The 24,531-nt window shown below is 73.1% G+C and carries 19 protein-coding genes and 1 pseudogene; 16 read left to right on the plus strand and 4 right to left on the minus strand.

Going from position 1 to position 24,531, the window contains the following annotated elements:
- Positions 1-40: 40 nt before the first annotated feature.
- The 7 genes from AB0761_RS19720 (at position 41) to AB0761_RS19750 (ending at position 9,082) form a co-directional block, all read left to right on the plus strand.
- Positions 41-1,306, plus strand: coding sequence for a molybdopterin molybdotransferase MoeA (locus AB0761_RS19720; protein WP_377274218.1), 1,266 nt, complete (start codon positions 41-43; stop codon positions 1,304-1,306).
- Between the two features lie 89 nt (positions 1,307-1,395).
- The gene (locus AB0761_RS19725) at positions 1,396-2,391 is read left to right on the plus strand and encodes a potassium channel family protein (RefSeq protein WP_377274220.1); all 996 of its coding nucleotides are present in this window, start codon (positions 1,396-1,398) and stop codon (positions 2,389-2,391) included.
- A gap of 39 nt (positions 2,392-2,430) precedes the next feature.
- Positions 2,431-3,408, plus strand: a complete 978-nt coding sequence (locus AB0761_RS19730; protein ID WP_377270395.1) for an NAD(P)H-quinone oxidoreductase — start codon at positions 2,431-2,433, stop codon at positions 3,406-3,408.
- Between the two features lie 313 nt (positions 3,409-3,721).
- Positions 3,722-4,471: a hypothetical protein gene (locus AB0761_RS19735; RefSeq protein ID WP_377270396.1), complete on the plus strand. Its 750-nt coding sequence runs from the start codon at positions 3,722-3,724 to the stop codon at positions 4,469-4,471.
- Between the two features lie 93 nt (positions 4,472-4,564).
- Positions 4,565-5,140 carry a bacterial proteasome activator family protein gene (locus AB0761_RS19740; protein ID WP_377270397.1) on the plus strand — a complete coding sequence of 192 codons (576 nt, stop codon included), beginning with the start codon at positions 4,565-4,567 and terminating at the stop codon, positions 5,138-5,140.
- Between the two features lie 251 nt (positions 5,141-5,391).
- Positions 5,392-7,002, plus strand: a complete 1,611-nt coding sequence (locus AB0761_RS19745; RefSeq protein WP_377270398.1) for a protein kinase — start codon at positions 5,392-5,394, stop codon at positions 7,000-7,002.
- A 274-nt stretch (positions 7,003-7,276) separates the two neighbouring features.
- Positions 7,277-9,082 carry a protein kinase gene (locus tag AB0761_RS19750; RefSeq protein ID WP_377270399.1) on the plus strand — a complete coding sequence of 602 codons (1,806 nt, stop codon included), beginning with the start codon at positions 7,277-7,279 and terminating at the stop codon, positions 9,080-9,082.
- 173 nt (positions 9,083-9,255) lie between these two features.
- Here AB0761_RS19750 and AB0761_RS19755 read toward each other — a convergent pair whose 3' ends face one another.
- Complete coding sequence (locus AB0761_RS19755) at positions 9,256-10,320, minus strand: phosphotransferase (RefSeq protein ID WP_377270400.1); 1,065 nt, start codon at positions 10,318-10,320, stop codon at positions 9,256-9,258.
- A gap of 324 nt (positions 10,321-10,644) precedes the next feature.
- On the opposite strand from AB0761_RS19755, the gene pdhA reads away from it, so the two are divergent.
- The 6 genes from pdhA (at position 10,645) to AB0761_RS19785 (ending at position 18,140) form a co-directional block, all read left to right on the plus strand.
- On the plus strand, positions 10,645-12,000 hold the full coding sequence (pdhA, locus tag AB0761_RS19760; RefSeq protein ID WP_377270401.1) for a pyruvate dehydrogenase (acetyl-transferring) E1 component subunit alpha: 1,356 nt from the start codon (positions 10,645-10,647) through the stop codon (positions 11,998-12,000).
- A gap of 1 nt (position 12,001) precedes the next feature.
- Positions 12,002-12,982 (plus strand): alpha-ketoacid dehydrogenase subunit beta, encoded by a 981-nt coding sequence (locus tag AB0761_RS19765; RefSeq protein WP_055586412.1) that lies wholly within the window; start codon positions 12,002-12,004, stop codon positions 12,980-12,982.
- A 9-nt stretch (positions 12,983-12,991) separates the two neighbouring features.
- A complete protein-coding gene (locus tag AB0761_RS19770; protein ID WP_377274221.1) occupies positions 12,992-14,458 on the plus strand; it encodes a dihydrolipoamide acetyltransferase family protein in 1,467 nt (488 codons plus the stop codon).
- Positions 14,459-14,647: 189 nt separating this feature from the next.
- The gene (locus AB0761_RS19775) at positions 14,648-15,892 is read left to right on the plus strand and encodes a M64 family metallopeptidase (RefSeq protein WP_377270403.1); all 1,245 of its coding nucleotides are present in this window, start codon (positions 14,648-14,650) and stop codon (positions 15,890-15,892) included.
- Positions 15,893-16,014: 122 nt separating this feature from the next.
- A complete protein-coding gene (locus AB0761_RS19780; protein ID WP_377270404.1) occupies positions 16,015-16,659 on the plus strand; it encodes a GntR family transcriptional regulator in 645 nt (214 codons plus the stop codon).
- Positions 16,660-16,694: 35 nt separating this feature from the next.
- Complete coding sequence (locus AB0761_RS19785; RefSeq protein WP_377270405.1) at positions 16,695-18,140, plus strand: nitrate/nitrite transporter; 1,446 nt, start codon at positions 16,695-16,697, stop codon at positions 18,138-18,140.
- A 13-nt stretch (positions 18,141-18,153) separates the two neighbouring features.
- Here AB0761_RS19785 and AB0761_RS19790 read toward each other — a convergent pair whose 3' ends face one another.
- Positions 18,154-18,981, minus strand: a complete 828-nt coding sequence (locus tag AB0761_RS19790) for a maleylpyruvate isomerase family mycothiol-dependent enzyme (protein WP_377270406.1) — start codon at positions 18,979-18,981, stop codon at positions 18,154-18,156.
- 72 nt (positions 18,982-19,053) lie between these two features.
- Between AB0761_RS19790 and AB0761_RS19795 the strand changes: the two are divergent.
- Positions 19,054-19,939 (plus strand): annotated as a pseudogene (locus tag AB0761_RS19795) (carbon-nitrogen family hydrolase).
- Between the two features lie 221 nt (positions 19,940-20,160).
- Complete coding sequence (locus AB0761_RS19800) at positions 20,161-21,561, plus strand: S8 family serine peptidase (RefSeq protein ID WP_377270408.1); 1,401 nt, start codon at positions 20,161-20,163, stop codon at positions 21,559-21,561.
- 54 nt (positions 21,562-21,615) lie between these two features.
- Here the strand turns inward: AB0761_RS19800 and AB0761_RS19805 are convergent, their stop codons facing one another.
- Complete coding sequence (locus tag AB0761_RS19805; protein ID WP_377270409.1) at positions 21,616-22,140, minus strand: LURP-one-related/scramblase family protein; 525 nt, start codon at positions 22,138-22,140, stop codon at positions 21,616-21,618.
- A 114-nt stretch (positions 22,141-22,254) separates the two neighbouring features.
- Here AB0761_RS19805 and AB0761_RS19810 point away from each other — a divergent pair, with 114 nt between their 5' ends.
- Positions 22,255-24,123, plus strand: a complete 1,869-nt coding sequence (locus tag AB0761_RS19810; RefSeq protein WP_377270410.1) for an NHL domain-containing thioredoxin family protein — start codon at positions 22,255-22,257, stop codon at positions 24,121-24,123.
- 11 nt (positions 24,124-24,134) lie between these two features.
- On the opposite strand, the gene AB0761_RS19815 is transcribed toward AB0761_RS19810, so the two are convergent.
- Positions 24,135-24,371 carry a DUF6458 family protein gene (locus tag AB0761_RS19815; protein ID WP_377270411.1) on the minus strand — a complete coding sequence of 79 codons (237 nt, stop codon included), beginning with the start codon at positions 24,369-24,371 and terminating at the stop codon, positions 24,135-24,137.
- Positions 24,372-24,531: the final 160 nt, after the last annotated feature.

Raw genomic sequence — 24,531 nt, forward strand, 5'->3', positions numbered from 1 at the left:
CTCCCCGGGCGACGCACCGCGGCCGGGACCGCCACCCTCAATGCCCTGGCAGTCGGCGCGCGACGTCGCCCGCCGGGCAGGCGGCCGCCGACTGGAGACCGTGCACGCCGAGCCGGCGGAGGCCCTGGGCCACGCCCTCGCCGAGCCCCTCGTGGCCCGTACCGACCTGCCGCCCTTCGACACCGCCGCCATGGACGGCTGGGCGGTCGCCGGTCCCGGCCCCTGGCGGCTGCACGGCCGTCTGCTGGCAGGCCAGAGCCCGTCCGGCCCGCTCCCCGACGGCACCGCCACCAGGATCGCCACCGGAGCTCCGCTGCCTGCCGGGGCCACCGCCGTACTGCGCCGGGAGCACGGTTCGGTCGAGCAGCGCCAGCAGGGCGGCGACCTGCTGCACGACCGCGCCCCCCGGGCCGCGGAACCGGGCCGCGATGTGCGCCCCCGCGGTCAGGAGTGCCGTCGGGGCGAGCCGTTGCTGCCGGCCGGTGCCACGGTCACCCCGGCCGTGCTGGGCCTCGCTGCCGCAGCCGGCTGCGACCGGCTCGCCGTGCACCGCCGACCCACCGTGGAGCTGCTGCTGCTCGGCGATGAGCTGCTGGAGTCCGGTCCCCCGAGGGACGGCCGGGTCCGGGACGCCCTGGGCCCGCTGCTGCACCCCTGGCTGGAGGGGTGCGGCGCCAGGCTGATCGGCCGCCGTCTGGTGCGGGACGATCTGGCGCTGCTGCGTGACGCCCTGCGCCACTCCTCTGCCGATGTGGTGGTCACCACCGGCGGTACAGCCGCAGGGCCGGTGGACTTCCTCCATGAGGCCCTGGCCCAGGCCGGTGCCCGGCTGCTGGTGGACTCCGTGGCGGTGCGGCCCGGTCATCCGATGATGCTCGCCGAGCTGCCGCCGGGTCCTGCCCCCGCCGGCTCCGGCGGGGCGTCCGAGTCGCGGCCTGCGGCGGGTCTGCTGTCAGGCCCCGCGCCGGAGCCCGAGCCGGGGGTCCGCCATGTGGTCGGCCTGCCGGGCAACCCGCTGGCCGCGGTGGCCGGGGCCGTGACCCTGGCCGTCCCGCTGCTGCGCGCCCTGGGCGGGCATGTGGCCGCAGCGGCCCGCCGGGCGCCGACCGCGGGCGGGATGCCGGGCCACCCCGGTGACACCCGGCTGCTGCCGGTGCGGCTCTCGGAACGCGGCGCCGAACCGCTGGCCTTCGACGGTCCGGCGATGCTGCGGGGCCTGGCCCTCGCCGATGCGTTCGCGGTGGTCCCGCCCGGTGGTCTGCCCGCCGGTGCGGTGGTGGAGCTGCTGGAGGTGCCGGGCCGTTGAGTGTCCGTCAGCCGCGGTCGCACCCCTCCGACCGGCCGCGTTCCCGGGACCGGGCGTGGTTCCTCCGTCAGGAGCCCGCCGACCGGTCGATCCTGCTGCCGAGCCGGGCTGCGCTTCCCCCTCTGCTGCAGGTCGCCCGGCGCCTGCTGCTGGCGCTGGCGGTGCTGGCACTCACCGTGCTGGTCGTCTACGCCGACCGTGGCGGCTACCACGACAGTGCCGGCGGGCCGGTGGATCTGCTGGACTCCGCCTACTACGCCACCGTGACCCTCTCCACCACCGGCTACGGCGACATCACGCCGGTGAGCCAGGGTGCCCGGCTCACCAACATTCTGGTGATCACCCCGCTGCGAGTGATCTTTCTGATCATCCTGGTGGGCACCACCCTGGAGGTGCTGGCCGAGCGCACCCGCCATCAGCTGCGGCTGACCCGCTGGAGGAACGCCTTGCGCGAACACACCGTCGTCGTCGGCTATGGGACCAAGGGCCGCCATGCGGTGGACGCCCTGCTGGGCCAGGGGCTGTCCAAGGACGAGATCGTGGTGGTGGACCCCCAGCGGGCGGCAGTGGACGCTGCCACCGCCGACGGTCTTGTGGCGGTGCTGGGCGATGCGACACGTACCGAGATCCTGCAGCGGGCCCGGCTGGACACCGCCTCCAGAGTGGTGGTGGCCGCCCAGCGCGACGACACCGGCGTCCTGGTGACCCTGACCGCCCGGCAGCTCAACCGGAGGGCCACCGTGGTGGTCGCCGTGCGCGAGGACGAGAACGTCCCGCTGCTGCGGCAGAGCGGTGCCAATGTGGTCGTGACCAGTTCAGGCTCGGCGGGCCGCCTGCTGGGCATGTCGATGCTGAGTCCCAACACCGGCGCGGTGATGGAGGATCTGCTCACCCATGGCACCGGGATGGATCTGGGTGAGCGCCCGGTCACCCGCGCGGAGGCTGGGCGCAGCCCGCGTGAGTGCCCCGATCTGGTCGTCGCGGTCGTACGGGGCAGCCGACTGCTGCACTACTGCGACCCGGAGGCGGCCGTGCTGCAGCTCACCGACCGGTTGATCACCATCCGTGAGGCCTCCCGGGCCTGATGTCTGCGGCCCGCGTCCGGCGGGGCTAGCGTGGTCCGCATGCGAGCGATCACGATTCCAAAACCGGGTGACCCCGACGCGCTGGTATGGGCGGAGGTGCCGGATCCGGTGCCCGGTGAGGGCGAGGTACTGGTGGAGGTGGCGGCCTCGGCCGTCAACGGGGCCGATGTGCTGCAGCGGCGGGGCTTCTACGATCCGCCGCCGGGCGCCTCGCCGTATCCGGGGCTGGAGTGCTCGGGACGGATCGTCGAACTCGGCTCGGGTGTGGCTGGGTGGGCGGTCGGTGACGAGGTGTGCGCGCTGCTGAGCGGCGGCGGCTATGCGACCCGGGTCGCGGTGCCGGCCGGGCAGCTGCTGCCGGTGCCCAAGGGGGTCGGGCTGGTGGAGGCAGCCGGTCTGCCAGAGGTGGTGTCGACGGTGTGGTCCAACGTCTTCCAGGTCGCGCATCTGCGTCCGCGGGAGACGCTGCTGGCGCACGGCGGGTCGAGCGGTATCGGGACGATGGCGATCCAGCTGGCCAAGGCGGTCGGTGCCACGGTGGCGGTGACTGCGGGCAGTGCGGAGAAGCTGGCGGCCTGTCGGGAGCTGGGCGCGGACGTACTGATCGACTACCGCGAGCAGGACTTCGTCGCGGCGCTGGCGGACGCCACCGAGGGGCGGGGCGCGGACGTCATCCTCGATGTCGTCGGGGCGAAGTACCTCGACCGCAATCTGGACGCCCTGGCGGTCAACGGCCGGCTGGTGGTGATCGGTATGCAGGGCGGCGCCAAGGCGGAGCTGAATCTGGGCAAGCTGCTCGCCAAGCGGGCCGCGGTCGCCGCGACCAGCCTGCGCGCCCGGCCGCTCGACGAGAAGGCCGCCATCGTGGCCTCGGTGCGGGAACACGTCTGGCCGTTGATCGAGTCCGGTGTGGTGCGCCCAGTGGTCGACCGGGTCCTGCCGATGGCCGAGGCGGCGGAGGCGCACCGGCTGATGGAGAGCAGCGGACACATCGGGAAGATCCTGCTGGCGGTCTGAGCCGGCCGGGGCAGGCACTGGCAGTCCGATATGCCGCGCATGTCGGCTTGTGTGATTCTGGAGAGGAACCGTCCGACCACGCTCCGCAGGTCGGAGGGTAGCGGCGCCGAGGTCCTGGGCGCCGCCGGCCTTGCCCGGTGCTGTCGCTTGCGAGCGGCGGCTGTCGGAAGGACGCCCGCCAGTGACCGCAATCCCGTGCCTGCCCCGCCCCGCCGCCCCCCGCCGGGTCTCGCCCGTCGGCTCGGGCCGGTCCCGTCACCGTGTCCCGCCCCGCCCGGCCGCCGCGTCTGCGGCGGGCAGGGTCCCCGCGCCCGTGCTGCTGGCACTCTGCGGCGCTCTGGCCACCGCCGCACTGCTGGCACCGGCCCCGACGGCCGCCGCGGCCCCGCCCTCCGGCGGCTGCGATCGGCCCGCGGCCCACTCCGCACACTCCCCGCAGCCCTCCGGTGACCACCGCCGGACCGTCCGGAGCCATGCCGGCCGGACCCCCAGTGCCCAGAACACTGGTGCCCAGAACACCGGCGCCCAGAACACCGGCGCCCAGAGCCCCGACGCCCGGACGGGTGCCGGTGCCGGTGCCGCGCACCGCGGCACCGTCCGGTCCGGAGAGGACCGGCACCGCCTCGGGCACACCCCGCGGCAGGCCTGCTCAGACGCCCCCGGGAAGCTCTCCGGCGCAGCCCCGCAGATCGGCGCACCCGACGTGGGCGCGACCGTACTGCCGCATCCGTCGGCCGCCGTGGGCGAGCGGACCGGGACGGCCCACCGGCTGCCGCACCAGGAGACGGCAGGCGCGGAGGACGCCGAAGCGGCCGGCATACCGGGGTCGCGGCGCAGCCTGCCGCAACCACCGCCGGTCACCACGGACCAGCCGCTCCCCGGCGGTGCGCTCCCGGTCGCGGCCGATCCTGCCCTCCCGGGGGTGGACGAGGCCGACGGCGAGATACCCACCGCCGTCCCCTTCTCCTCGGTCGCGGCGGGGACCTATCTGCCGCTCGGGATGGGGATGAGCCTGATCGGCTTCGGGGTGGCGCTGGTGGGTCTGCGGCTGCGCCGCCGCTGACCGTCGGCCGGCCGCCGTGCGACCGTACTTTTGCCACCCCACTTCTCCGGGGCACTCGACCTCGGCGCGCCCCGGTGAGGAAGAATGGCGCTCATGAACACGCCGATGAACGAACGGCCGGAAGACAGCCCGCACGTCCTGATCGTCGGCCCGGACGGCATGGCCGTCGGCGGTGCCCACGGAGGTGCTCGCCTGCTGTCCGGCGGCGAGGGGGACGAGCCGCGTGAGCTGCCGGTCACCGAGATGGTGGAGCAGCCGGCGAAGGTGATGCGGATCGGCAGCATGATCAAGCAGCTGCTGGAGGAGGTGCGCGCGGCACCTCTGGACGAGGCCAGCCGGGTGCGTCTGAAGGACATCCACGCCAGTTCCATCAAGGAGCTGGAGCAGGGGCTGGCCCCCGAGCTGGTGGAGGAGCTGGAGCGGCTCTCGCTGCCCTTCACCGAGGACACCATCCCCAGCGAGGCCGAGCTGCGGATCGCCCAGGCCCAGCTGGTGGGCTGGTTGGAGGGGTTGTTCCACGGCATCCAGACGGCGCTGTTCGCCCAGCAGATGGCGGCCAGGGCGCAGTTGGAGCAGATGCGCCGTGCGTTGCCGCCCGGGCAGGCCGGTCAGCTCGGCGAGGAGCCCGGAGAGCCCGGCCGGGGTATGCGGTCGGGCCCGTACCTCTGATCCCCGTGTCGCGGCCGATCGCCCACCCGTGTTCCGACGTGTCCGGCGCACTCCGGCGTACCGGAACCGATCGGCCCCCGACTCCCGTGTACCGGGGCGTGCACAGTACGATCGCACGCCCCGGTACGGACGTCGGGGCGTGCCGATAACCTGGCCCCTGCCGAAGGCCGTTGGGCCCTCCGGCCGGTCCACACACCACGCGTACGCGGCGGCAGCGGCGGCGCGGCACGCCGAGGGGGATGTTGAGGACGATGGGTGAGGACGGCACCACGGACGGTGCGGGCGCCGGCCTGCGGGCGGTCGGGCACGGCAGATATGTGCTGCAGCAGCTGCTGGGCCAGGGAGGCATGGCCTCCGTCCACCTCGCCCATGACACCGTGCTGGACCGGCCGGTGGCCGTGAAGACGTTGCACACCGACCTGGGCCGGGAGTCCTCCTTCCGCGAGCGGTTCCGGCGCGAGGCGCAGGCTGTGGCGCGGCTGAGCCACACCAATATCGTGGCGGTCTACGACAGCGGTGAGGACACCGACGGTGACGGCTCCACGGTGCCGTACATCGTCATGGAGTACGTCGAGGGAACCTCGCTCAGCGCGGTGCTGCGCAAGGAGATGGAGCAGCACGGGGCGATGCCCGCCGACCGCGCGTTGAAGATCACCGCGGAGGTGCTGGCGGCGCTGGGAGCCTCGCACGAGCAGGGGCTGGTGCACCGCGACATCAAGCCGGGCAATGTGATGGTGACGCCCAAGGGCGTCGTCAAGGTGATGGACTTCGGCATCGCCCGTGCGCTGCAGTCTGGGGTCACCTCGATGACCCAGACCGGCATGGTGGTGGGCACCCCGCAGTACCTCTCCCCGGAGCAGGCGCTCGGCAAGAGCGTGGACGCGCGCGCGGACCTCTACTCGGTGGGGTGCCTGCTCTTCGAGCTGCTCACCGGGCGGCTTCCGTTCGACGGCGACACCGCGTTCTCCATCGCCTACAAGCATGTGCAGGAGCAGCCTCCGGCGCCCTCCACCATCAACCGGGCGGTCACCCCTGCGGTGGACGCCCTGGTGGCGCGGGCGCTGCGCAAGGATCCGGCGCATCGCTTCCCCACTGCCGAGGCGATGCGGGAGGAGGTGCGGCGGGCCGCCTCCGGCGAGCAGGGCGGGGCGACCCCGCTGGTGATCGGCGGTGGTCCCAGTGCCGCCCATGGGCAGGGCTCCGGTGGCGGCAGCCCCATCTCCTCGGCGATCTTCCCGCAGGTCACAGGGGAGCTGCGGACGCCCTCCCCGGAGCAGGTGCGCCAGCCGTACCAGCCCGGTCCTGTGCCGTCGTTCGGCGCCGGTGGCCCGATGGCCCCGCACACCCCACCGCACACTCCCGTGCACACGCCGCCACCGCAGACTCCGCCGCCGCACACGCCCCCGCCGCACACGCCAATGCCGCACACACCGGTGCCGGGCCCGGTTCCGCAGTACGGTCCGCCGCAGAACCGGCCGCTGCACACCCCGCCGCCGAGGCAGGGCTTCCCGCAGCAGGGCCCCGCACCCATGCCCGGTCCGATGCCGGGCCCCATGGCGGGTCCCATACCGGGGCCGATGCAGCCGATGCGGATGGGGGCGCCCACACCGCCGCCGGGCCCCTTTGCGCCGGGCCCGGCCCCGTTCGCGCCGCGCCCGCCGCAGCCCAGCGGCAACGGTTGCGGCACGGCGCTGGTGGTGGTCGGTGTGATCGTGGGTGTGCTGGTCCTGATCGGCATCATCGTGGCGATCGTGGCGGCCCGGACCCAGAGGGACAACGAGGGTCCGTACACCAGCCCCACGGACGGGTACTCCGGGATGCGGTTCCCGGGCCCGGCGAGCGGACCCGGGGCGGTGATCTGACCGGTCGGACGTGGGCGGACATGGGCACACGGGGCGTGCGAGGGCAGATTGCGCGCCGACCGCGGGGGTGCGCGCCCGGCGGTGGCCGGGTAGGCGTCACCCAGGTGGTTCAGCCGACACGGACGCCCTTCGAAGGCGGTAGCGTGCACGGAGGAACCCCTCCTCCGGCCCGTTTGTGGGCAGGAGGGGCAGATCAGGTTGCCGGGCCCCGGCGGACCCGAGACAGAGACGAGAGCGTGATCGCATTCAGGCCGACGACGGACGGCGAGGAGTGATGGCAGAGACACCGCACACGGGGGACGGCGACCGCCGCGACACCGCCCGTGAGCAGTCACCGAACGTCGTCCCGGGAGAGCAGGACGCCATCCACGGCGGCCGGGCCCCGGGCGCCGCCCAGGACACTCCGCACACGCCGGCCGCCGCGCACAGCACCGGCGGGTTCGGCCGCTCCGGCTTCGGCGCCCCCGGTACTCCGGGGCAGGGCGTCGAGGGCGACTTCGGGACGGTCGGCGAGGGGCGCTACCAGTTGACCCGGCGGCTCGGCCGCGGCGGCATGGCCGAGGTGTTCGCCGCCCAGGACCTGCGTCTTGGGCGCACAGTCGCGGTGAAGCTGCTCCGCACCGAGTTGGCCCAGGACGACGTGGCCCGCCAGCGTTTCACGCGCGAGGCGCACTCGGTGGCCTCGCTCAACCACCATGCCGTGGTGGCGGTGTACGACACCGGCGAGGAGGAGCTGGCGAACGGCGACTCCATGCCGTACATCGTCATGGAGCTGGTGGAGGGCCGCACCGTCCGCGATCTCCTGGTGGACGAGGAGGCGCCGCCGGTCGACCAGGCGCTGATCATCATCGCCGGTGTGCTGGAGGCGCTGGCGTACAGCCACCGGCACGGCATCGTGCACCGCGACATCAAGCCCGCCAATGTGATCATCACCACCGCGGGCGCGGTCAAGGTGATGGACTTCGGCATCGCACGTGCGCTCACCGGCGCCGCGAGCACCATGACCCAGACCGGCATGGTGATGGGCACTCCGCAGTACCTCTCCCCGGAGCAGGCACTCGGCAAGGCGGTGGACCACCGCTCCGACCTCTATGCCACCGGCTGCATGCTCTATGAGCTGCTGACGCTGCGGCCGCCGTTCACCGGTGACACCCCGCTCTCGGTGGTCTACCAGCACGTTCAGGACAATCCGGTGCCGCCCTCGCAGGCCCACCACCGGGTGCCGCCGCAGCTGGACGGCCTGGTTCTGCGGTCGCTGGCCAAGAACCCCGACGAGCGCTTCCAGAGCGCCGACGAGTTCCGTGCGCATGTGCAGCAGACGCTGCGCGAGCTGCACGGCGGTTCGGGCACCGGTGCAGGCCGAGCGGCGGGTGCCGCGGTGGCGGGGCTGGCGGCGGCCGGTGCCGCCGGTGCGGCCATGCCGAACGGCTCCAACGCCGTGACCGAGCAGTTCGGCACCGCGACGCCGCCGATGGGCAGCAACGCTCCGACGGCGCTGGGTCCGGGCTACCGGCCCTATGACACCCCGGCGGGCGGTTACGGCAGGGGCGGCCCGGGAGCGGGTGTTCCGGCCCAGGCGGACGACGAGCCGCCGCGCGGGCGCAGCCCGCTGCTCTGGCTGGCGCTGGCCGCGGCCGCCGCGGTGGCGGTGGTGGCCGCGATACTGGCCTCCCAGCACTCCGGTTCCGGTGGCCCCAACCCCGGCACCACCAATCCCACGGCTCCCAGCGCCTCCAGTACCAGCGGTGCGCCGAGCGAGGAACCCACGCCCAGCTTCGGGTCGCAGCCGCCGACCGGGAGCACCGGGACGATCAACGAGTCGCCCGGCGGTGTGCCGCTCCCCGGTCCGACCTCGTCGGCCCCGGCCAGCTCGCAGCCGCCGACCTCGCAGCCGCCGACATCGGAGCCGCCGACCTCGTCGCCGACGGTCTCGACGCCGCCGCCCAGCTCCTCGGAGTCGGCGCCGTCGTCGCCCGAACCCAGTGCCAGCTCCAGCGGCAATGCGGCCGGTGGCGATGACGGGGGCGGCCCCACCCCCACCGATGTCGGGGGCACTCCGGGTGGCGCGGCCAGCCCCTGACCTGTATTTCGGCCCCTGACCTGTATTTCGGCCCCTGACCTGCATTTCGGCCCCTGACCTGCCCTTTCGGCCCCGGACCCGGCTCCGCCGGTCCGGGCCGCCGCATGTCCGGCCACCTGTTGCCGTCCCGTTCCCGCCCCGTCCCGCGCCTCCGCCGCGGGGCGCCCGGCCGGTCAGTTGATGTATGCGTCCAGCACCTGTTCGTACTCCTCGCACCAGGAGACGATCTGCGCCGCTGCGGCCGGGAAGAGCGGGTCCGCCCGGTGGTCGCCGCGCTGGTAGCGCCACTGCAGCATCCAGAAGTCGTTGAGCCGCTCCCACCACACCCGGTGCACCGCGGCCGCCATCTCCTCGGCCCCGGCCGCCCCAGCCGCCCGGTAGGCCTGGGAGAAGCGCCGCACCCGCACCAGGTCCAGTGCCCCGGTGAGGGGGTGGTGGAAGAAGAGGGTGGCTCCGCGGACGGCCTCCTCGGCGCGCGGTTTGAGGCCCAGCCGGTCCCAGTCCAGGATCGCGACCGGCTCGGACCCCCGGTAGAGCAGGTTCAGCGGGTGGAAGTCGCCGTGCACCCACCCGGTGGGCGGGGCGGCGTCCGGCCGCGGGCGGCGGTGGGCGTGCGAGGCCAGCAGGCCGCGGCGTTCCAGCAGCCGCTGCCGGGCCAGCAGGTCCAGCTCGTCCTGGGGGCGGTGGGCGGCGGCCAGGGCCAGCAGTTCCTCGATGAGCTCCTCGGTGCGTACCGGGTCGGCACTGGGCTGGACCAGGGGCTGTAGCACCGGGGGGTGGACCCTGGCCAGGGCCAGGTGGACGGCGCCCAGCAGGGTGCCCAGTTCGGCGCACTGGTCCGGGGTGAGCTCGTGTCCGGCCCGGTGGCTACCGTCCACCCAGGGGAAGAGGGCGTAGCGCCGCCCGGCGAACGCCACCACGGTACGGCCGTCCCGGGCGGCCAGCGGGGGCGCGGTGGGCAGGCCGAGGGCGTGCAGGGCCGCGGTGGCGTGGTGCTGGGCGGCGATGGCGGCCGGGACGGCGGTGGTGCGGTCGACGTAGCACTTCAGGAAGTAGGTGCCGGCCGTGGTCAGCACCCGGTATCCGTGGTTGAGCAGGCCCTCGGCCACGGGGGAGGCCTCCAGCGGCTCGCCGGCGTCGTAGCGCCGGAGGAGGGCCGCGGCGGCGTCGGCGGGCGGGGCCGGGCTGGGGATGCGTGGCGTACGGCTGCGGCGGTCAATGTGCTGACCGTTGATCACGTGACCGATGGTACTGCTGTGGCGGGTGTGGCGAAATCCGCTGACGTGACGTCAGTGTTGTTGCCGGGCAGGGGGTACCGAGCGGTAAAGGAGGCCGGTGATCCATGGCATGTCCACTTCGTCCGAGTGCGTACTACTTTCCGGCTCCCCTGCCGGGAGGCCCGCGCCGCCCGGTTTTGAACCGAAGTTCCTCCTCGGAGGCCCTTACGCCGAGCGGGTGGCTCCGGATAGCGTGCGCAGGTGCACCGACGGGAACCCTGACATCAGAGCCCGAGGCTCCACCGCCGACGGAACAACTAGGACGTCCAAGCTCAAGCGCACTTCATGCTTCTGCTGGGTAACGTTCTCTGCGGGTCGTCCCCGGGAGCACAGAAAGACCGCCCCCCGCTTCGCACACCCCGCGCACACCCCGCGCGGAAACCGCGAGGAGGACCGCCGAAGGAGGCGGCCGAACGGGAGGATGTCGGACCGGTTGCCGGCGACCCCGGGGGCCGGACAGACCGAGGAGTGAACGTGACCGTCGACAGCACGGCGGGAGTGCCCAAGAAGGCCTCCGGCACCCGCAGGAAGCGGGGGCCCTCCCGCTCCGGCAGCATCGTGTCGCCGCCGGAGCCCGAGCTCGTCCAGCTGCTGACCCCCCAGGGTGAGCGGATCGAGCATCCGGACTTCTCCCTGGAGACCACCCCGGACGAGCTGCGCGCGCTCTACCGCGACCTCGTCCTCGTCCGCCGCTTCGACGCCGAGGCCACCGCCCTGCAGCGCCAGGGCGAGCTGGGCCTGTGGGCGTCACTGCTCGGCCAGGAGGCCGCGCAGGTCGGCTCCGGTCGCGCCATGCGACCGGGCGACTACGCCTTCCCCACCTACCGCGAGCACGGTGTGGCCTGGGTCAAGGGTGTGAACCCGCTCAACCTGCTGGGCATGTTCCGCGGCGTGAACCACGGCGGCTGGGACCCCAACGAGAAGAACTTCCACCTCTACACCATCGTCATCGGCTCGCAGACGCTGCACGCGACCGGCTATGCCATGGGCATCACCAAGGACGGTGCCGACGACGCGGTGATCGCCTACTTCGGCGACGGTGCCTCCAGCCAGGGCGACGTCAACGAGGCCTTCACCTTCGCCTCGGTCTACAACGCCCCGGTGGTCTTCTTCTGCCAGAACAACCAGTGGGCGATCTCCGAGCCCACCGAGAAGCAGAGCCGGGTGCCGATCTACCGGCGTGCCTCCGGTTTCGGCTTCCCCGGCATCCGGGTGGACGGCAACGACGTCCTGGCCTGCCTGGCGGTCACCCGCTGGGCACTGGACCACGCCCGCAGCGGCAACGGCCCGGTACTGGTGGAGGCCTTCACCTACCGCATGGGTGCCCACACCACCTCCGACGACCCCACCCGCTACCGGCTCACCGAGGAGCTGGAGGCCTGGAAGCTCAAGGACCCCATCGAGCGCCTCAAGGCGCACCTGACCCGGCAGGGCTGGGCCGACCAGGAGTTCCTGGACGCGGTGGAGACCGAGAGCGAGCAGCTGGCCCGGCGGGTCCGCGAGGGCGTCCGCACCATGCCGGACCCGTCCCCCGCAGCGATCTTCGAGCATGTCTATGCCGACGGCCATGCACTGGTCGACGAGGAGCGGGCGCAGTACGAGGCGTACGCGGCCTCCTTCGAGGGCGGGGAGGACCGCTGACATGAGCAGTTTCACGATGGTCAAGGCGCTGAACGAGGCGCTTCGCAAGGAGCTGGAGGCCTCCCCCAAGACGCTGGTCATGGGTGAGGACGTGGGCCGCCTCGGCGGTGTCTTCCGGGTCACCGACGGGCTGCAGAAGGACTTCGGCGAGGACCGGGTGATCGACACCCCGCTGGCCGAGTCCGGCATCGTGGGCACCGCGATCGGCCTTGCGCTGCGCGGCTACCGCCCGGTGGTGGAGATCCAGTTCGACGGCTTCGTCTACCCGGCGTTCGACCAGATCGTCACCCAGCTGGCCAAGATGCACGCCCGGGCGCTCGGCCACATCAAGCTGCCCGTGACCGTGCGCATCCCCTACGCGGGCGGCATCGGCGCGGTCGAGCACCACAGCGAGTCGCACGAGGCGTACTTCGCCCACACCGCGGGCCTGAAGGTGGTCACCCCCTCCAACCCGGTGGACGCCCACTGGATGCTGCGCCAGTCCATCGCCTGCGACGACCCGGTGATCTTCCTGGAGCCCAAGCGCCGCTACTGGGACAAGGCGGAGCTGGACCCCAACGCCGCCGGTGCGCCCTCGCGGCTGCACGAGGCGCGGGTGGTGCGCGAGGGCCGGGATGCGACGCTGATCGCCTACGGGCCGATGGTGCGGGTCTGCCTGGACGCCGCCGCAGCCGCCGAGGAGGACGGCCGCAGCCTGGAGGTCGTGGACCTGCGCTCGCTCTCGCCGGTCGACTTCGACACCCTGGCCGCCTCGGTGCAGCGCACCGGCCGCGCGGTGGTGGTGCACGAGGCCCCGGTCTTCCTGGGCATGGGCGCCGAGCTCGCCGCCCGGATCACCGAGCGCTGCTTCTACTCCCTGGAGGCCCCGGTGCTGCGGGTCGGCGGCTACCACGCGCCGTACCCGCCGTCGCGGGTGGAGGACACCTTCCTGCCGGACCTGGACCGGGTGCTGGACGCCGTCGACCGGGCCATGGCCTTCTGAGGGGGGATGATGACCACCACCGATGTGCAGCAGGTCCGCGAGTTCCGGATGCCGGACGTGGGCGAGGGCCTGACCGAGGCCGAGATCCTCAAGTGGTACGTACAGCCCGGTGACACCGTCACCGACGGCCAGGTCGTCTGCGAGGTCGAGACGGCCAAGGCAGCCGTGGAGCTGCCGATCCCCTACGACGGCGTGGTGGATCGGATCTTCTTCGCCGAGGGCACCACCGTCGACGTGGGCACCCCGATCATCGCGGTCGCCCTCGGCGGCGCGCCGGTCGCGGCCGCGCCGCAGCCGGCGGAGGCCACGGTGGCCAACGGGCAGCCGTCGGCCGTGCCGGCGCTGCCGGAGGCCGAGCCGGAGCCGGAGCGCCGGGAGGTGCTGGTCGGCTACGGGCCGCGCACCGCCGCCGCCCGTCGCCGTCCGCGCAAGGCCGCGGCCGCTCCGGTGGCCCCGGTCGTGTCCGCACCCGCACCCGTGCCCGCACCCGTGTCCGCCCCGGCGCCCGCGCCGGCCGCCCCTGTGGCGTCCGCCCCGGCCCCCGCCGTGGAGCAGGCGGCCCGGCCGCTGGCCAAGCCGCCGGTGCGCAAGCTGGCCAAGGACCTCGGCGTGGATCTGCGGGCGGTGACCCCGTCCGGCCCGGGCGGCACCATCACCCGGGACGACATCCACGCCGCCGTCACGGTGCCGCTCGCGGTTCCCGCGGGGCCCGTGGAGCCGGTCACCGTGTCCGTCCCCGAGACGGCGGTGCTGCTGCCCGCAGCCGCGGCCGCCGAGGACCGCCGGGTGCCGGTCAAGGGGGTGCGCCGGGCGACCGCGCAGGCGATGGTGGCCTCGGCCTTCACCGCCCCGCATGTCACCGAGTTCGTCCAGGTCGATGTGACCCGGACGATGCGGCTGGTGCGCGAGCTGAAGGAGTCCGGCGAACTCGGCCAGGGTGTCCGGGTCTCCCCGCTGCTGTTGGTCGCCAAGGCGCTGCTGACCGCGATCCGCCGCCACCCCGAGGTCAACGCGGCCTGGGACGAGCCCAACCAGGAGATCGTCTACAAGGGCCGGGTGAACCTGGGCATCGCGGCAGCCACTCCGCGTGGTCTGATCGTGCCCAACATCAAGGACGCCGGCGCCAAGACCCTCCCGGAGCTGGCGGTCGCACTGCAGTCGCTGGTGGAGACGGCCCGCGAGGGCCGCACCGCACCCGCGGACATGCAGGGCGGCACGGTGACCATCACCAACGTCGGTGTCTTCGGCGTGGACACCGGTACCCCGATCCTCAACCCGGGCGAGGCCGCCATCCTGGCCTTCGGCCAGGTCAGGGAGCTGCCCTGGGTCCACAAGGGCAAGGTCGTCCCGCGCCAGATCACCACCCTGGCGCTCTCCTTCGACCACCGTCTGGTGGACGGCGAGCTCGGCTCCAGAGTCCTCGCCGACACCGCCGCCGTACTGGAGCGCCCCAAGCGCCTCATCACCTGGGGCTGACCGCACCAGCCGGTTTCGTCCGGGCCCCCGCCGCTCCTCCGGGTGCGGCGGGGGCCCTTTTGTGTCCGGGTACGGGCGGGGTCCGCGGGGGCTGGTCCCTTCCGGTGACCTTGCGGTACAGGCCGACGCCCGGGCCGCCTGCCCGGGTACGTCTTCGCAGCTCCAGCACCCGGCAGCGAGGACCCGCCCATGTCCGGCAACGCAGCACGTCCCCGCCGCGCCGGTGCGGCACTGGTCCTGTCCGCGGCGCTGGCGCTGGCGCTGCCGCTGCTCTGCACGGCCTCGGGCCCGCTGCGGCCCTCCGGTGCGCGCTGGTCGATGTCGGCGGAGGCGGACCTCGGAGGCCTGGTGCCGCCGCCGGGCGGGGGCAGCGGCCTCGATCCCCGGTCGGGGTCCATCCCGGCCGTGGACATAAGGCGGAGCGGGGACCCCCGTAACCGGATCACGCTGGTGCTGCTGGGCGACGGCTTCACGGTGCAGCAGCTCGGGCTCTTCCGGGCGGAGGCCGACCGGACCTGGCGGGCGCTGATGCAGATCGAGCCGTTCCGCACCTACCAGCACTTCTTCAACATAAGGCGGGTCGAGATCGCCTCCCGGGTGCCGGGCATCAGCGAGCAGCGTTCACGGCTGCGGCTGGTACCCACCCCGCTGGGGATGCACTTCTGGTGCGACGGCACCGCCCGTCTGCTCTGTGTGGACGAGCAGGCCGCCGTACGCCTGGCCGGGCCGGTGCGCGGCCCGCACTATGTGATCGCGATCGCCAACTCGGCCCGCTACGGAGGAGCCGGCGGCGCCGGGGTGACCACCCTGGCCGGCGGCAGCCCGGACGCCGGACGGATCATCCAGCACGAGATGGGCCACACCCTGGGGGAGCTGGGAGACGAGTACGACAGCGCGCCCTCCGACGCGGACTACCCCAACCTCTCCACCGACGACGCACAGGCCATGCTGCACAACCACACCAAGTGGTGGCGCTGGCTGGGCGCGCCGGCACCGGGCGGCGGTGTGGTGGGTGCGTACCGCAGTACCAACGGGCTCTACCGGCCCACCCTGGACTCGGTGATGCGGACCCTCGGCGGCGCCTACAACCCGCCCTCGCAGGAGGCCGTCATCAAGGCCATCTACCGGCTGATCGATCCGCTGGACGCGGTGGGTCCCGCCGCCGGTCCGCTGTCCGGCCACCCCAGGCTGTGGGTGCGGCCGATCCCGCTGGCCGGCGGCGGGCGGATGCAGGTGGTCTGGCGGGTGGACGGACATCCGGTGCGCCCCCGGTCCGGCGACGGCACCTGGCTGGACCCGGCCGAGCTGCGGCTGCGCCACGGACGTGCGGTGACCGTCACCGCGACCGTCCGGGACACCACGGGCCGGGTGCGCGACGAGCGGTTCCGCGCCCGCTGGATGACCCGCACCGTGCGGTGGACCCTGCGGGGCTGACCTCCCGGGGTGCGCGGCCGAAGAGCCCCGCACCCCCGAGGCGCCGTGACGGCCCGCCGCTACGGCTGCGGCCCACCCTCGCGGTGTAGCGCCGGGAGTGTTGCATCTATGATGGATGCATCATGCATCCCAAGCAGCCCGCGGCCGACCGCGTCTACGGCTATGTCAAGCAGTCCGTGCTGGACCGCACCTTCGCCGGTGGCACCCTGCTGGTGGAGGGGGAGATCGCCGACGCCGTGGGCGTCTCCCGCACGCCCGTGCGCGAGGCCCTGCTGCGGCTGGAGGCCGAGGGACTGCTGAAGCTCTACCCCAAGAAGGGCGCCCTGGTGCTGCCGGTGTCGGCACAGGAGATCGCCGATGTGGTGGAGACCCGGCAGCTGGTGGAGCTGTATGCGATCCGCAAGGTGCTGCCCGCCTCGCCGGAGCTGCTGGAGCGCCTGGCGGAGCTGCTGGCGGAACAGCAGTCGCTGGTGGAGGCGGGCGACCTCCAGCAGGCGTCGGCCGTGGACCGGGCCTTCCACCACGCCATCGTCGCCGCCGCCGGAAACCGCATCCTCGAGCACCTCTACGACCAGCTGCGCGACCGCCAGTTGCGGATGGGCGTGGAGGTGATGAAGGTCCGGCCGGAGCGGGTGCGGCTGAACCTCTCCGATCACGCCGCGATCCTCCAGGCGCTGCGCGAGGGCGACACCGGCACGGCCGAGCAGCTGGTGGGCCGTCACGTCCGGCGGCTGGGCGTCCTGCTGGGCGCCACCCCGGCCGACTGAATCCCCGCAGTACCCCGAAGAAGGAGCTGACCACCGTGACCGCGAGCATGCCCGGCCAGGCCGAGGCGGCCGCATCGCCGGAGCCCGACCCCCTCCGGCAGCCGTCCCGACACACCCGGACCCTCGCGGGGGAGCCGCCGGGCGGCGGCGCCGCCTGGCTGGCCTGGGGGATCGGCTCCTGCGTCTATGCGCTGGCCGTGGTCCACCGCACCAGCCTCGGGGTGGCGGGCCTGGACGCCGCCCAGCGTTTCGGGGTCGGCGCGTCGGCGCTCTCCTCCTTCTCCATCCTCCAGGTGCTGGTCTATGCGGCCATGCAGATACCGGTGGGGCTGCTGGTGGACCGGCTGGGGCCGCGCCGGGTGCTCACCTTCGGCGTGCTGCTGCTGACCCTCGGCCAGCTGGGCTTCGCCCAGAGCACCTCCTTCGCCCCGGCGCTGGTCTCCCGGGCGGTGCTGGGCTGCGGCGACGCGATGACCTTCATCAGCGTGCTCCGGCTGGCCGCCCGCTGGTTCCCGGCCCGCCGCAATCCGCTGATCGCGCAGATCACCGGCCTGGTGGGGCTCAGCGGCAACCTGGTGTCCACCGCGGTGCTCTCCCAGGTGCTGCACAGCCGCGGCTGGACGGCGACCTTCACCGCCACCGCACTGCTGGGCATCGCCGCACTGGCCCTGGTGGTGACCCTGCTGCGGGACACCCCCGAGCACGCCCGCCCGCTGCGCAGGCTGCGCGGCCGGGCGCGCGGCGCCGGCGATCCGCTCGCCGGGCGTGCTCCGCGGGCCAGGGTGCCGATGCTGCCGCAGATCCGGGCCGCCTGGCGGGAGCCCGGCACCCGGCTGGGCATGTGGGTGCACTTCACCACCCAGTTCCCGGGCAACGCCTTCGGTCTGCTGTGGGGCATGCCGTTTCTGGTGGAGGGGCAGCAGCTGTCCCGTTCCAGCGCCGCCGGACTGCTGACCCTGCTGGTGGTCAGCACCATGGCCTGCGGGCTGCTCTTCGGGCAGCTGGTCTCCCGCCGCCCCGGCGTCCGTACGCCCATCGTGCTCACGGTGGTGCTGGGTACCGGACTGCTCTGGGGCGCGGTGCTCGCCTGGCCGGGCGGACGTCCCCCGATGTGGCTGCTGGCCGCCATGATCGTCTGGATGGGGAGCAACGGGTCGGCGTCCCTGGTGGGCTTTGACTACGCACGCCCGGCCAACCCGCCGGAGCGGCTGGGAACGGCCTCCGGCATCGTCAATGTGGGCGGGTTCGTGGCCACCGCGGTCACCCTGCTGGGCATCGGTGTGCTGCTGGACGCGGTGAGCCCCGGCGGCGTCCACACCGCGGAGTCCTACCGCTGGGCGTTCTGCTGGCTCTATGCGCCGATGCTGCTGGGGCTGGCGATGATCGCACGGCTGCGGCCGGCGGCGGCGCGCCGGGAGGCCGAGCGTGCGGCGGCGGTCCCCCCGGTGACCGCGCACATCCCGGCCGCCCGCCGCAGCTGACGGGCGGCTGCCGTCAGGGCGTGACCGAGAAGTTCTCCAGGATCCGGCGGGCCAGCTGCTCGTCCCCCTCGACCTTGACCGGGGCGGTCTCCGGGCGGATCCGCCCGCAGGCCAGCCGGGCATAGGTCTCCCAGTCGGTGGTCAGCTGCACCGCGGGGGCGAGCGGCACCGTCTCGTCCACCGACCCCCGGCCGCTGTCGTCCACCCGTACCGTGCGGATGAACTCCACCGCGCCGTGCACATCGACCACCACGGTGCTGCCGGCCGGTGCGCCCGCCAGCTTGGCGACGACCTTGGGCAGCGCCTGGATCAGCAGGTCACGGGCGACCAGTGCACCGGGGGAGCCCAGGTGGCCGGGCTGTCCCAGCGCCCGCCGCAGGTCCTGCTCGTGCACCCACACATCGAACGCCCGCCGGCGCAGCACCTCGTGGTACGGCATCTGCCGGGAGAACGGGCCGGCCGGCCAGCGCACCTCGTCCTCCGGCTGCTGCTTGGCGTTGCGCAGTGCACGGGAGCGGCGGATGACGGTGTACTCCAGTTCCCCGGTCATCTCCGGCGCGGTGTGGCAGCGCCGCTTGTCCACGGGGACCTCGCAGTACCGGGTGAACTCGCTGGTCACATGGCGCAGATCGCGGGGCAGGGTGTGGATCGGGCGGGGGTCGCCGAGCAGCTCCAGCTCGATTGCGATGACATGCGAGACCACGTCCCGCACGGACCAGCCGGGGCATTCGGTGGCGTGGTTCCACTGCCCTTCGGGCAGCGGGGCCACGAGTTCGGAGATCGACTCGATGGAGTGGGTCCATGCGTCGATGTACGCCTGGACGGTCTGATTGTCGGCCACGTGTCTCTTCGACCCCTTGATCGCTCCGGTGCATCTGCGTGGTGGGCCCGGCGCCGGCTTCGCTCAGGGCACATGCGCTATCGGCACGTTACGCTTCCCGGTGTCACCGGGTCAGTGCTTTCGAGTGATGATCGTAGGACTCTTGGAGTGGACGGTGGTACTGTGCGCGCTTCCCTGATCCAGCTCTCCGTCTCCGACACGGAATCCCCCGAGGAGCGGCGCGCCCGCGTCTCGGCCCTGGTGAGTACACGTACCGGCGACGATCTGGTGCTGCTGCCCGAACTCTGGCCGCTGGGCGGTTTCTCCTACGAGCAGTGGTCGTCGGGTGCGGAGCCGCTGGACGGGCCCACCGCGGACGCCATGTCCGCCGCCGCCCGCGCGGCCGGGGTGTGGCTGCACGCGGGCTCCATCGTGGAGCGCGACCCCGACGGGCCGATGTACAACACCTCGCTGCTCTTCGCGCCCTCCGGGGAGCTCTGCCACACCTACCGCAAGATCCACCGCTTTGGCTTCGACAGCGGCGAGGCGGTCCTCATGGGGGCCGGCCAGGAGATCGTCACCGCCCCCACCGAGCACGGCACCCTGGGGCTGGCCACCTGTTACGACCTGCGCTTCCCCGAGCTGTTCCGGGCACTGCTGGACGCCGGGGCGGAAATCCTCACCATCCCGGCCGCCTGGCCCGAACGGCGGGCCGCACTGGACCCTGCTGGCCCGCGCCCGGGCCGTGGAGGAGCAGGCGTTCGTGCTGGCCTGCAACACCGCCGGCACCCACGGCGGGGTGCCGCAGGCCGGCCGCAGCCTGGTGGTCGACCCCTGGGGCGAGGTGCTGGCCGAGGCGGGCACCGACGAGGAGATCCTCACCGTGGAGTTCGACCTCGCGACCGTCGCCAAGGCCCGCGCCGACTTCCCGGTGCTGCGCGACCGCCTGCTGGGCATCCCGGCGCCGGTGCGCCGCTGACATCCCGGCGCCGCGCGGGTCCCGCCGCCGCTCACCCGGACGGGTGAGTCATCGGGCTGCCCGGACCCCCGCGGACCTGGGGCGCACTCCGCATACGGGCTGATGTTCGAGTTGCGAGCACAAAGCTCCCTCAACACTATGAGTCAACGCTCTCTCATCGGATCTGATCGCCTCAGACCATCCGACAAGGATGCGGATCGCGTCCCTGCCAAAGGAGCACCATGGGCCACCAGCCTGCTCGCCGCGCCACCGGGGCGTTCACCGCCCTCGCCGCGGCCACCGCCGCCGTCCTCGCCGCCACCGGGATCGGGGGTGCCGCCGGAATCGGAGGCGCCACCGCCGGGGCCGGCACCGGGGCCCCGGCCGCTGCCGGGACCACCTTTGTCCGCCCCGCCTCGTCAGGGCACAGCCTGGTCGAGGCGGCCGACAAACCGACCTCGACCTCCGACTGCCTGAAGACGTACCGCATCAGGTGCTATTCGCCGCTGCAGTACCGCAAGGCCTACAACCTGGACCCGCTGTACCGCGCCGGCATCACGGGCAAGGGCCGGACCATCGTCATCGTCGACTCCTTCGGCTCCCCCACCGTCCAGCACGACCTGGACGTCTTCTCCAAGGCCTTCGGCCTGCCCAGCACCAAGGTGCGGATCATCAGATGGGGAAAGGTGCCGAAGTTCGACCCCGGCAACACCGACCACGTCGGCTGGGCGGGCGAGACCAACCTCGATGTGCAGTACGCCCATGCCATCGCACCCGGAGCCAAGATCGTCCTGGTGGAGACCGCAGTCGCGGAGACCGAGGGCCTCACCGGCCTCCCGGAGATGATGAACGCCGAGTACGACCTCATCAAGAAGGGCGTCGGCGACGTCATATCCCAGAGCTTCGGCGCCACCGAGAACACCTTCCCCGGCTTCGCCAAGGGCGACCACTCGGCCCTGATGAAACTCCGCTATGCCTTCAAGGCCGCCGCGGAGAAGAACGTCACCGTGCTCGGCGCCTCCGGGGACGCCGGCGCCACCGACTACATGCTGGACGGCAGCACCCTCTTCAAGCACCGGGTGAACTCCTGGCCGTCCACCGACCCCCTGGTCACCTCAGTCGGCGGCACCCAGCTCACCCTGGACAACTCCGGCAAGCGGCTCGGCATCGACACGGTGTGGAACGACGGCTACGGCGCCTCCGGCGGCGGGATCTCCGGCATCTTCGACCGGCCCGACTTCCAGCGCAGCGTCGCCGGGACCGTCGGCAGCCACCGCGGCACACCCGACATCAGCCTCACCGCCTCGGTCAACGGCGGAGCCTGGGTGTACTCCTCCTACGCCTCCGCCACCAAGGGCTGGGGGATCACCGGCGGCACCAGTGAGGCCACCCCGCTCTTCGCCGGGGTCGTGGCCCTCGCCGTCCAGCAGGCCAACCACCGCCTCGGCCGGATCAACGACGACCTCTACGCACTGGCCCGGCAGGGCCCGAGCCGCAGCGGCCTGGTCGACGTGGTCACCGGCAACAACTCCTTCGGCGGGGTGAAGGGATTCACCGCGGGGAAGGGGTACGACCTGGCCAGCGGTCTCGGCACCATCGACGGCACCGCCTTTGTGAAGGCGCTCGCCCGCGGCGCCCACTGACCGGGGACGGTCCGCCGCCCCGCACCCGCGCCGGGTGCGGGGCGGCACCGCGGCTCAGTCGTCCTCGCGCTCTTCCCGCTCCTCGCGCTCCTCCTCGTGCTCCGCCGTCGAGAGCCGGTCCACGCAGACCGCGACCGACAGCAGCAGTGCGGCGTCGGCCCCGTCGGCCACGTCCACCGCATAGGTGTCCCGGACCCGGAACCACTTGCGCGAGATCCGGGCCAGCCGGCCGCCGTCCGCCTCGATGTCGTACTCCTTGTCGAGGAAGTCCCCGTGGATCTCCCACTCGCTGCCGTCCGCCAGCTCCGCCAGGTAGCTGTCGCGGAACGGGGTGAAGAGCTTCTTCTTCACCGTGGCCACGGTCTCGCCCCGGGCGTCCTGGACCTTCATCGCGTCCCGCAGCGACAGCACCTTCTTCTTGATCACCGCGACCACCTCGCCGGACGCGTCCTTCAGCTCGAAGGTCTCCCGCAACCGGAGCGCCTTGCCGTCCACCAGGAAGGCCTTCTCACCGTTGTCGGTCTCCACCCAGAAGTCGTCTCCGATACCGAAGATCCGCTCCCGCACCAGGTACTTCATCCCGCACTCTCCTCCACGTCCCGGACCTGCCACCAGCTTGGACGTCCTCCTCCCGTCCACCGGTTCGACCCGCCCGGGGAATGAAGAGAGGGCCGGATCGGGTTGGATGTTGCCATGGCTCCTCGTGCACGTGTACGCGCCCCCGAGCTGGTCGGCGCAGGCGGCTGGCTGAACACCGGCGGCAAGGACATCTCCCTGGCAGACCTCCGCGGCAAGATCGTCATTGCCGACTTCTGGACCTTCTGTTGCATCAACTGCCTCCATGTCCTCGACGAGCTGCGCGAGCTGGAGGAGAAGCACCGCGACACCGTGGTGATCGTCGGCGTGCACTCCCCCAAGTTCGTCCATGAGGCCGACCACCGGGCCGTGGTGGACGCGGTCGCCCGCTACGAGGTGCACCACCCGGTGCTGGACGACCCCGAGCTCGCCACCTGGAAGCAGTACGCGGTGCGGGCCTGGCCCACCCTGGTGGTGATCGACCCCGAGGGGTACGTCGTCGCCCAGCACGCCGGCGAGGGCCATGCCCACGCCATCGAGAAGCTGGTCGAGGAGCTGGAGGCCGAGCACGCCGCCAAGGGCACCCTGCGGCGCGGCGACGGCCCCTATGTGCCGCCGGAGCCGCAGGCCGGCGACCTGAAGTTCCCGGGCAAGGCCGTGCTGCTGGAGGGCGGCGGCTTCCTGGTGGCCGACTCCGGGCACCACTCGCTGGTGGAGCTGGCCGAGGACGGCGAGACCGTGGTGCGCCGGATCGGCGACGGGGAGCGCGGCCTGCTGGACGGGCCCGCCGACCAGGCCCGGTTCAGTGAGCCGCAGGGGCTGGCGCTGCTGCCGGCCGAGGCCGCCGCGGCACTGGGGGTCGACCTGGTGGTCGCGGACACCGTCAACCACGCCCTGCGCGGGGTGCGGCTCTCCGACGGTCGGGTGACCACCCTGGCCGGCACCGGCAGGCAGTGGTGGCAGGGCGCCCCCACCGAGGGCCCGGCCCTGGAGGTCGCGCTCTCCTCCCCGTGGGACGTCGCCTGGTTCGCCGGCCGGCTGTGGATCGCGATGGCCGGAGTGCACCAGCTGTGGGCGTACGACCCGCAGACCGGCACCGTCGCCGTCGCGGCCGGCACCACCAACGAGGGCCTGGTGGACGGCCCGGTGGCCGAGGCGTGGTTCGCCCAGCCGTCCGGCCTGGCCGCCTCCGCCGACGGCGGCCGCCTCTGGGTGGCCGACTCCGAGACCTCGGCGCTGCGCTGGGTGGACGCCGCCGACCTGACGGTGCACACCGCCGTGGGCACCGGGCTCTTCGACTTCGGCCACCGCGACGGCGGGGCCGGGCAGGCGCTGCTGCAGCACCCGCTGGGCGTCACCGTGCTGCCGGACGGGTCGGTCGCGGTGAGCGACACCTACAACCATGCGCTGCGCCGCTTCGCCCCGGCAGCGGAGGAGGGCGCGGCGGGCGAGGTCACCACCCTGGCCACCGATCTGCGTGAGCCCTCGGGCGCGGTGCTGAGCGGCGGCGACATCGTGGTGGTGGAGTCCGCCCGGCACCGGCTGACCCGGCTGCGGCTGCCCGAGGAGGCGGTAAGGGTCGAGGGCACCGCGCACCGCACCCAGCGCCCGGCCACCGAGGTGGCAGCCGGGCCGTTCCGGATCGACGTGGTCTTCTCCGCCCCGGCCGGCCAGAAGCTGGACGAGCGCTACGGCCCCTCCACCCGGCTGCTGGTCAGTGCCACCCCGCCGGAGCTGCTGGTCTCCGGTGCGGGTGCGGACAGTGCGCTCTCCCGGGAGGTGGTGCTGGCGTCCGACGGCCCCGCCGAGGGAGTGCTGCATGTCTCGGCGATGGCCGCGTCCTGCGACGACGACCCCGCGGTGGAGTACCCGGCCTGCCATGTCCACCAGCAGGACTGGGGCGTCCCGGTCCGGCTGGTGCCCGGCGGGGCGGGACGGCTGCCGCTGGTGCTGGCCGGCATGGACGAGGAGGGTGCGGCCGGCTGATCCGGCGGCGGTCAGAGCCGCGGGTCCTCGTAGTAGTGGTGGCGCTCCTCCACCACCTCGTCGGCACCGGGGCCGATACCGCGACGGGGCCGCCGCAGCACACTGCTGAAGGTCACCAGGCCGAGCAGTCCGACGACCATCAGGATCACGCCGACCACGTCCAGGTTCACGCCGTTGACATGCCAGTCGGTCGCAAAGGCGAGGATGGCGCCGAGAGCTATCAGGATCACGCATCCGCCGAGACCCATGGTGGCTTCCCTCCAGGGGGATTGAGTGGCCCGCCGCCGTCGGGCCGACCGGGTGGGGGCCGGCCCGGCGGCGGCCGGTGCTGCCTGCTGGCAGCGGTCCTGCAAGGGGCGGCTACCCGGTCACGGCTGCACCATTCCGCATACGGCAGGGGCGGGGAGC

Source organism: Peterkaempfera podocarpi (assembly GCF_042466665.1).
In the GTDB taxonomy this organism is placed as follows: Bacteria; Actinomycetota; Actinomycetes; order Streptomycetales; family Streptomycetaceae; genus Peterkaempfera; species Peterkaempfera podocarpi.

Bases quoted from the DNA above. Each gene is read 5' to 3' on its own strand.
- AB0761_RS19800 (WP_377270408.1), top strand. From the start codon at position 20,161: ATGGGCCACCAGCCTGCTCGCCGCGCCACCGGGGCGTTCACCGCCCTC.
- AB0761_RS19730 (WP_377270395.1), top strand. From the start codon at position 2,431: ATGCGAGCGATCACGATTCCAAAACCGGGTGACCCCGACGCGCTGGTA.
- pdhA (WP_377270401.1), top strand. From the start codon at position 10,645: ATGCTTCTGCTGGGTAACGTTCTCTGCGGGTCGTCCCCGGGAGCACAG.
- AB0761_RS19810 (WP_377270410.1), top strand. From the start codon at position 22,255: ATGGCTCCTCGTGCACGTGTACGCGCCCCCGAGCTGGTCGGCGCAGGC.
- AB0761_RS19815 (WP_377270411.1), bottom strand. From the start codon at position 24,371: ATGGGTCTCGGCGGATGCGTGATCCTGATAGCTCTCGGCGCCATCCTC.
- AB0761_RS19765 (WP_055586412.1), top strand. From the start codon at position 12,002: ATGAGCAGTTTCACGATGGTCAAGGCGCTGAACGAGGCGCTTCGCAAG.
- AB0761_RS19745 (WP_377270398.1), top strand. From the start codon at position 5,392: ATGGGTGAGGACGGCACCACGGACGGTGCGGGCGCCGGCCTGCGGGCG.
- AB0761_RS19775 (WP_377270403.1), top strand. From the start codon at position 14,648: ATGTCCGGCAACGCAGCACGTCCCCGCCGCGCCGGTGCGGCACTGGTC.
- AB0761_RS19780 (WP_377270404.1), top strand. From the start codon at position 16,015: ATGCATCCCAAGCAGCCCGCGGCCGACCGCGTCTACGGCTATGTCAAG.
- AB0761_RS19740 (WP_377270397.1), top strand. From the start codon at position 4,565: ATGAACACGCCGATGAACGAACGGCCGGAAGACAGCCCGCACGTCCTG.
- AB0761_RS19770 (WP_377274221.1), top strand. From the start codon at position 12,992: ATGACCACCACCGATGTGCAGCAGGTCCGCGAGTTCCGGATGCCGGAC.
- AB0761_RS19720 (WP_377274218.1), top strand. From the start codon at position 41: ATGCCCTGGCAGTCGGCGCGCGACGTCGCCCGCCGGGCAGGCGGCCGC.
- AB0761_RS19805 (WP_377270409.1), bottom strand. From the start codon at position 22,140: ATGAAGTACCTGGTGCGGGAGCGGATCTTCGGTATCGGAGACGACTTC.
- AB0761_RS19750 (WP_377270399.1), top strand. From the start codon at position 7,277: ATGGCAGAGACACCGCACACGGGGGACGGCGACCGCCGCGACACCGCC.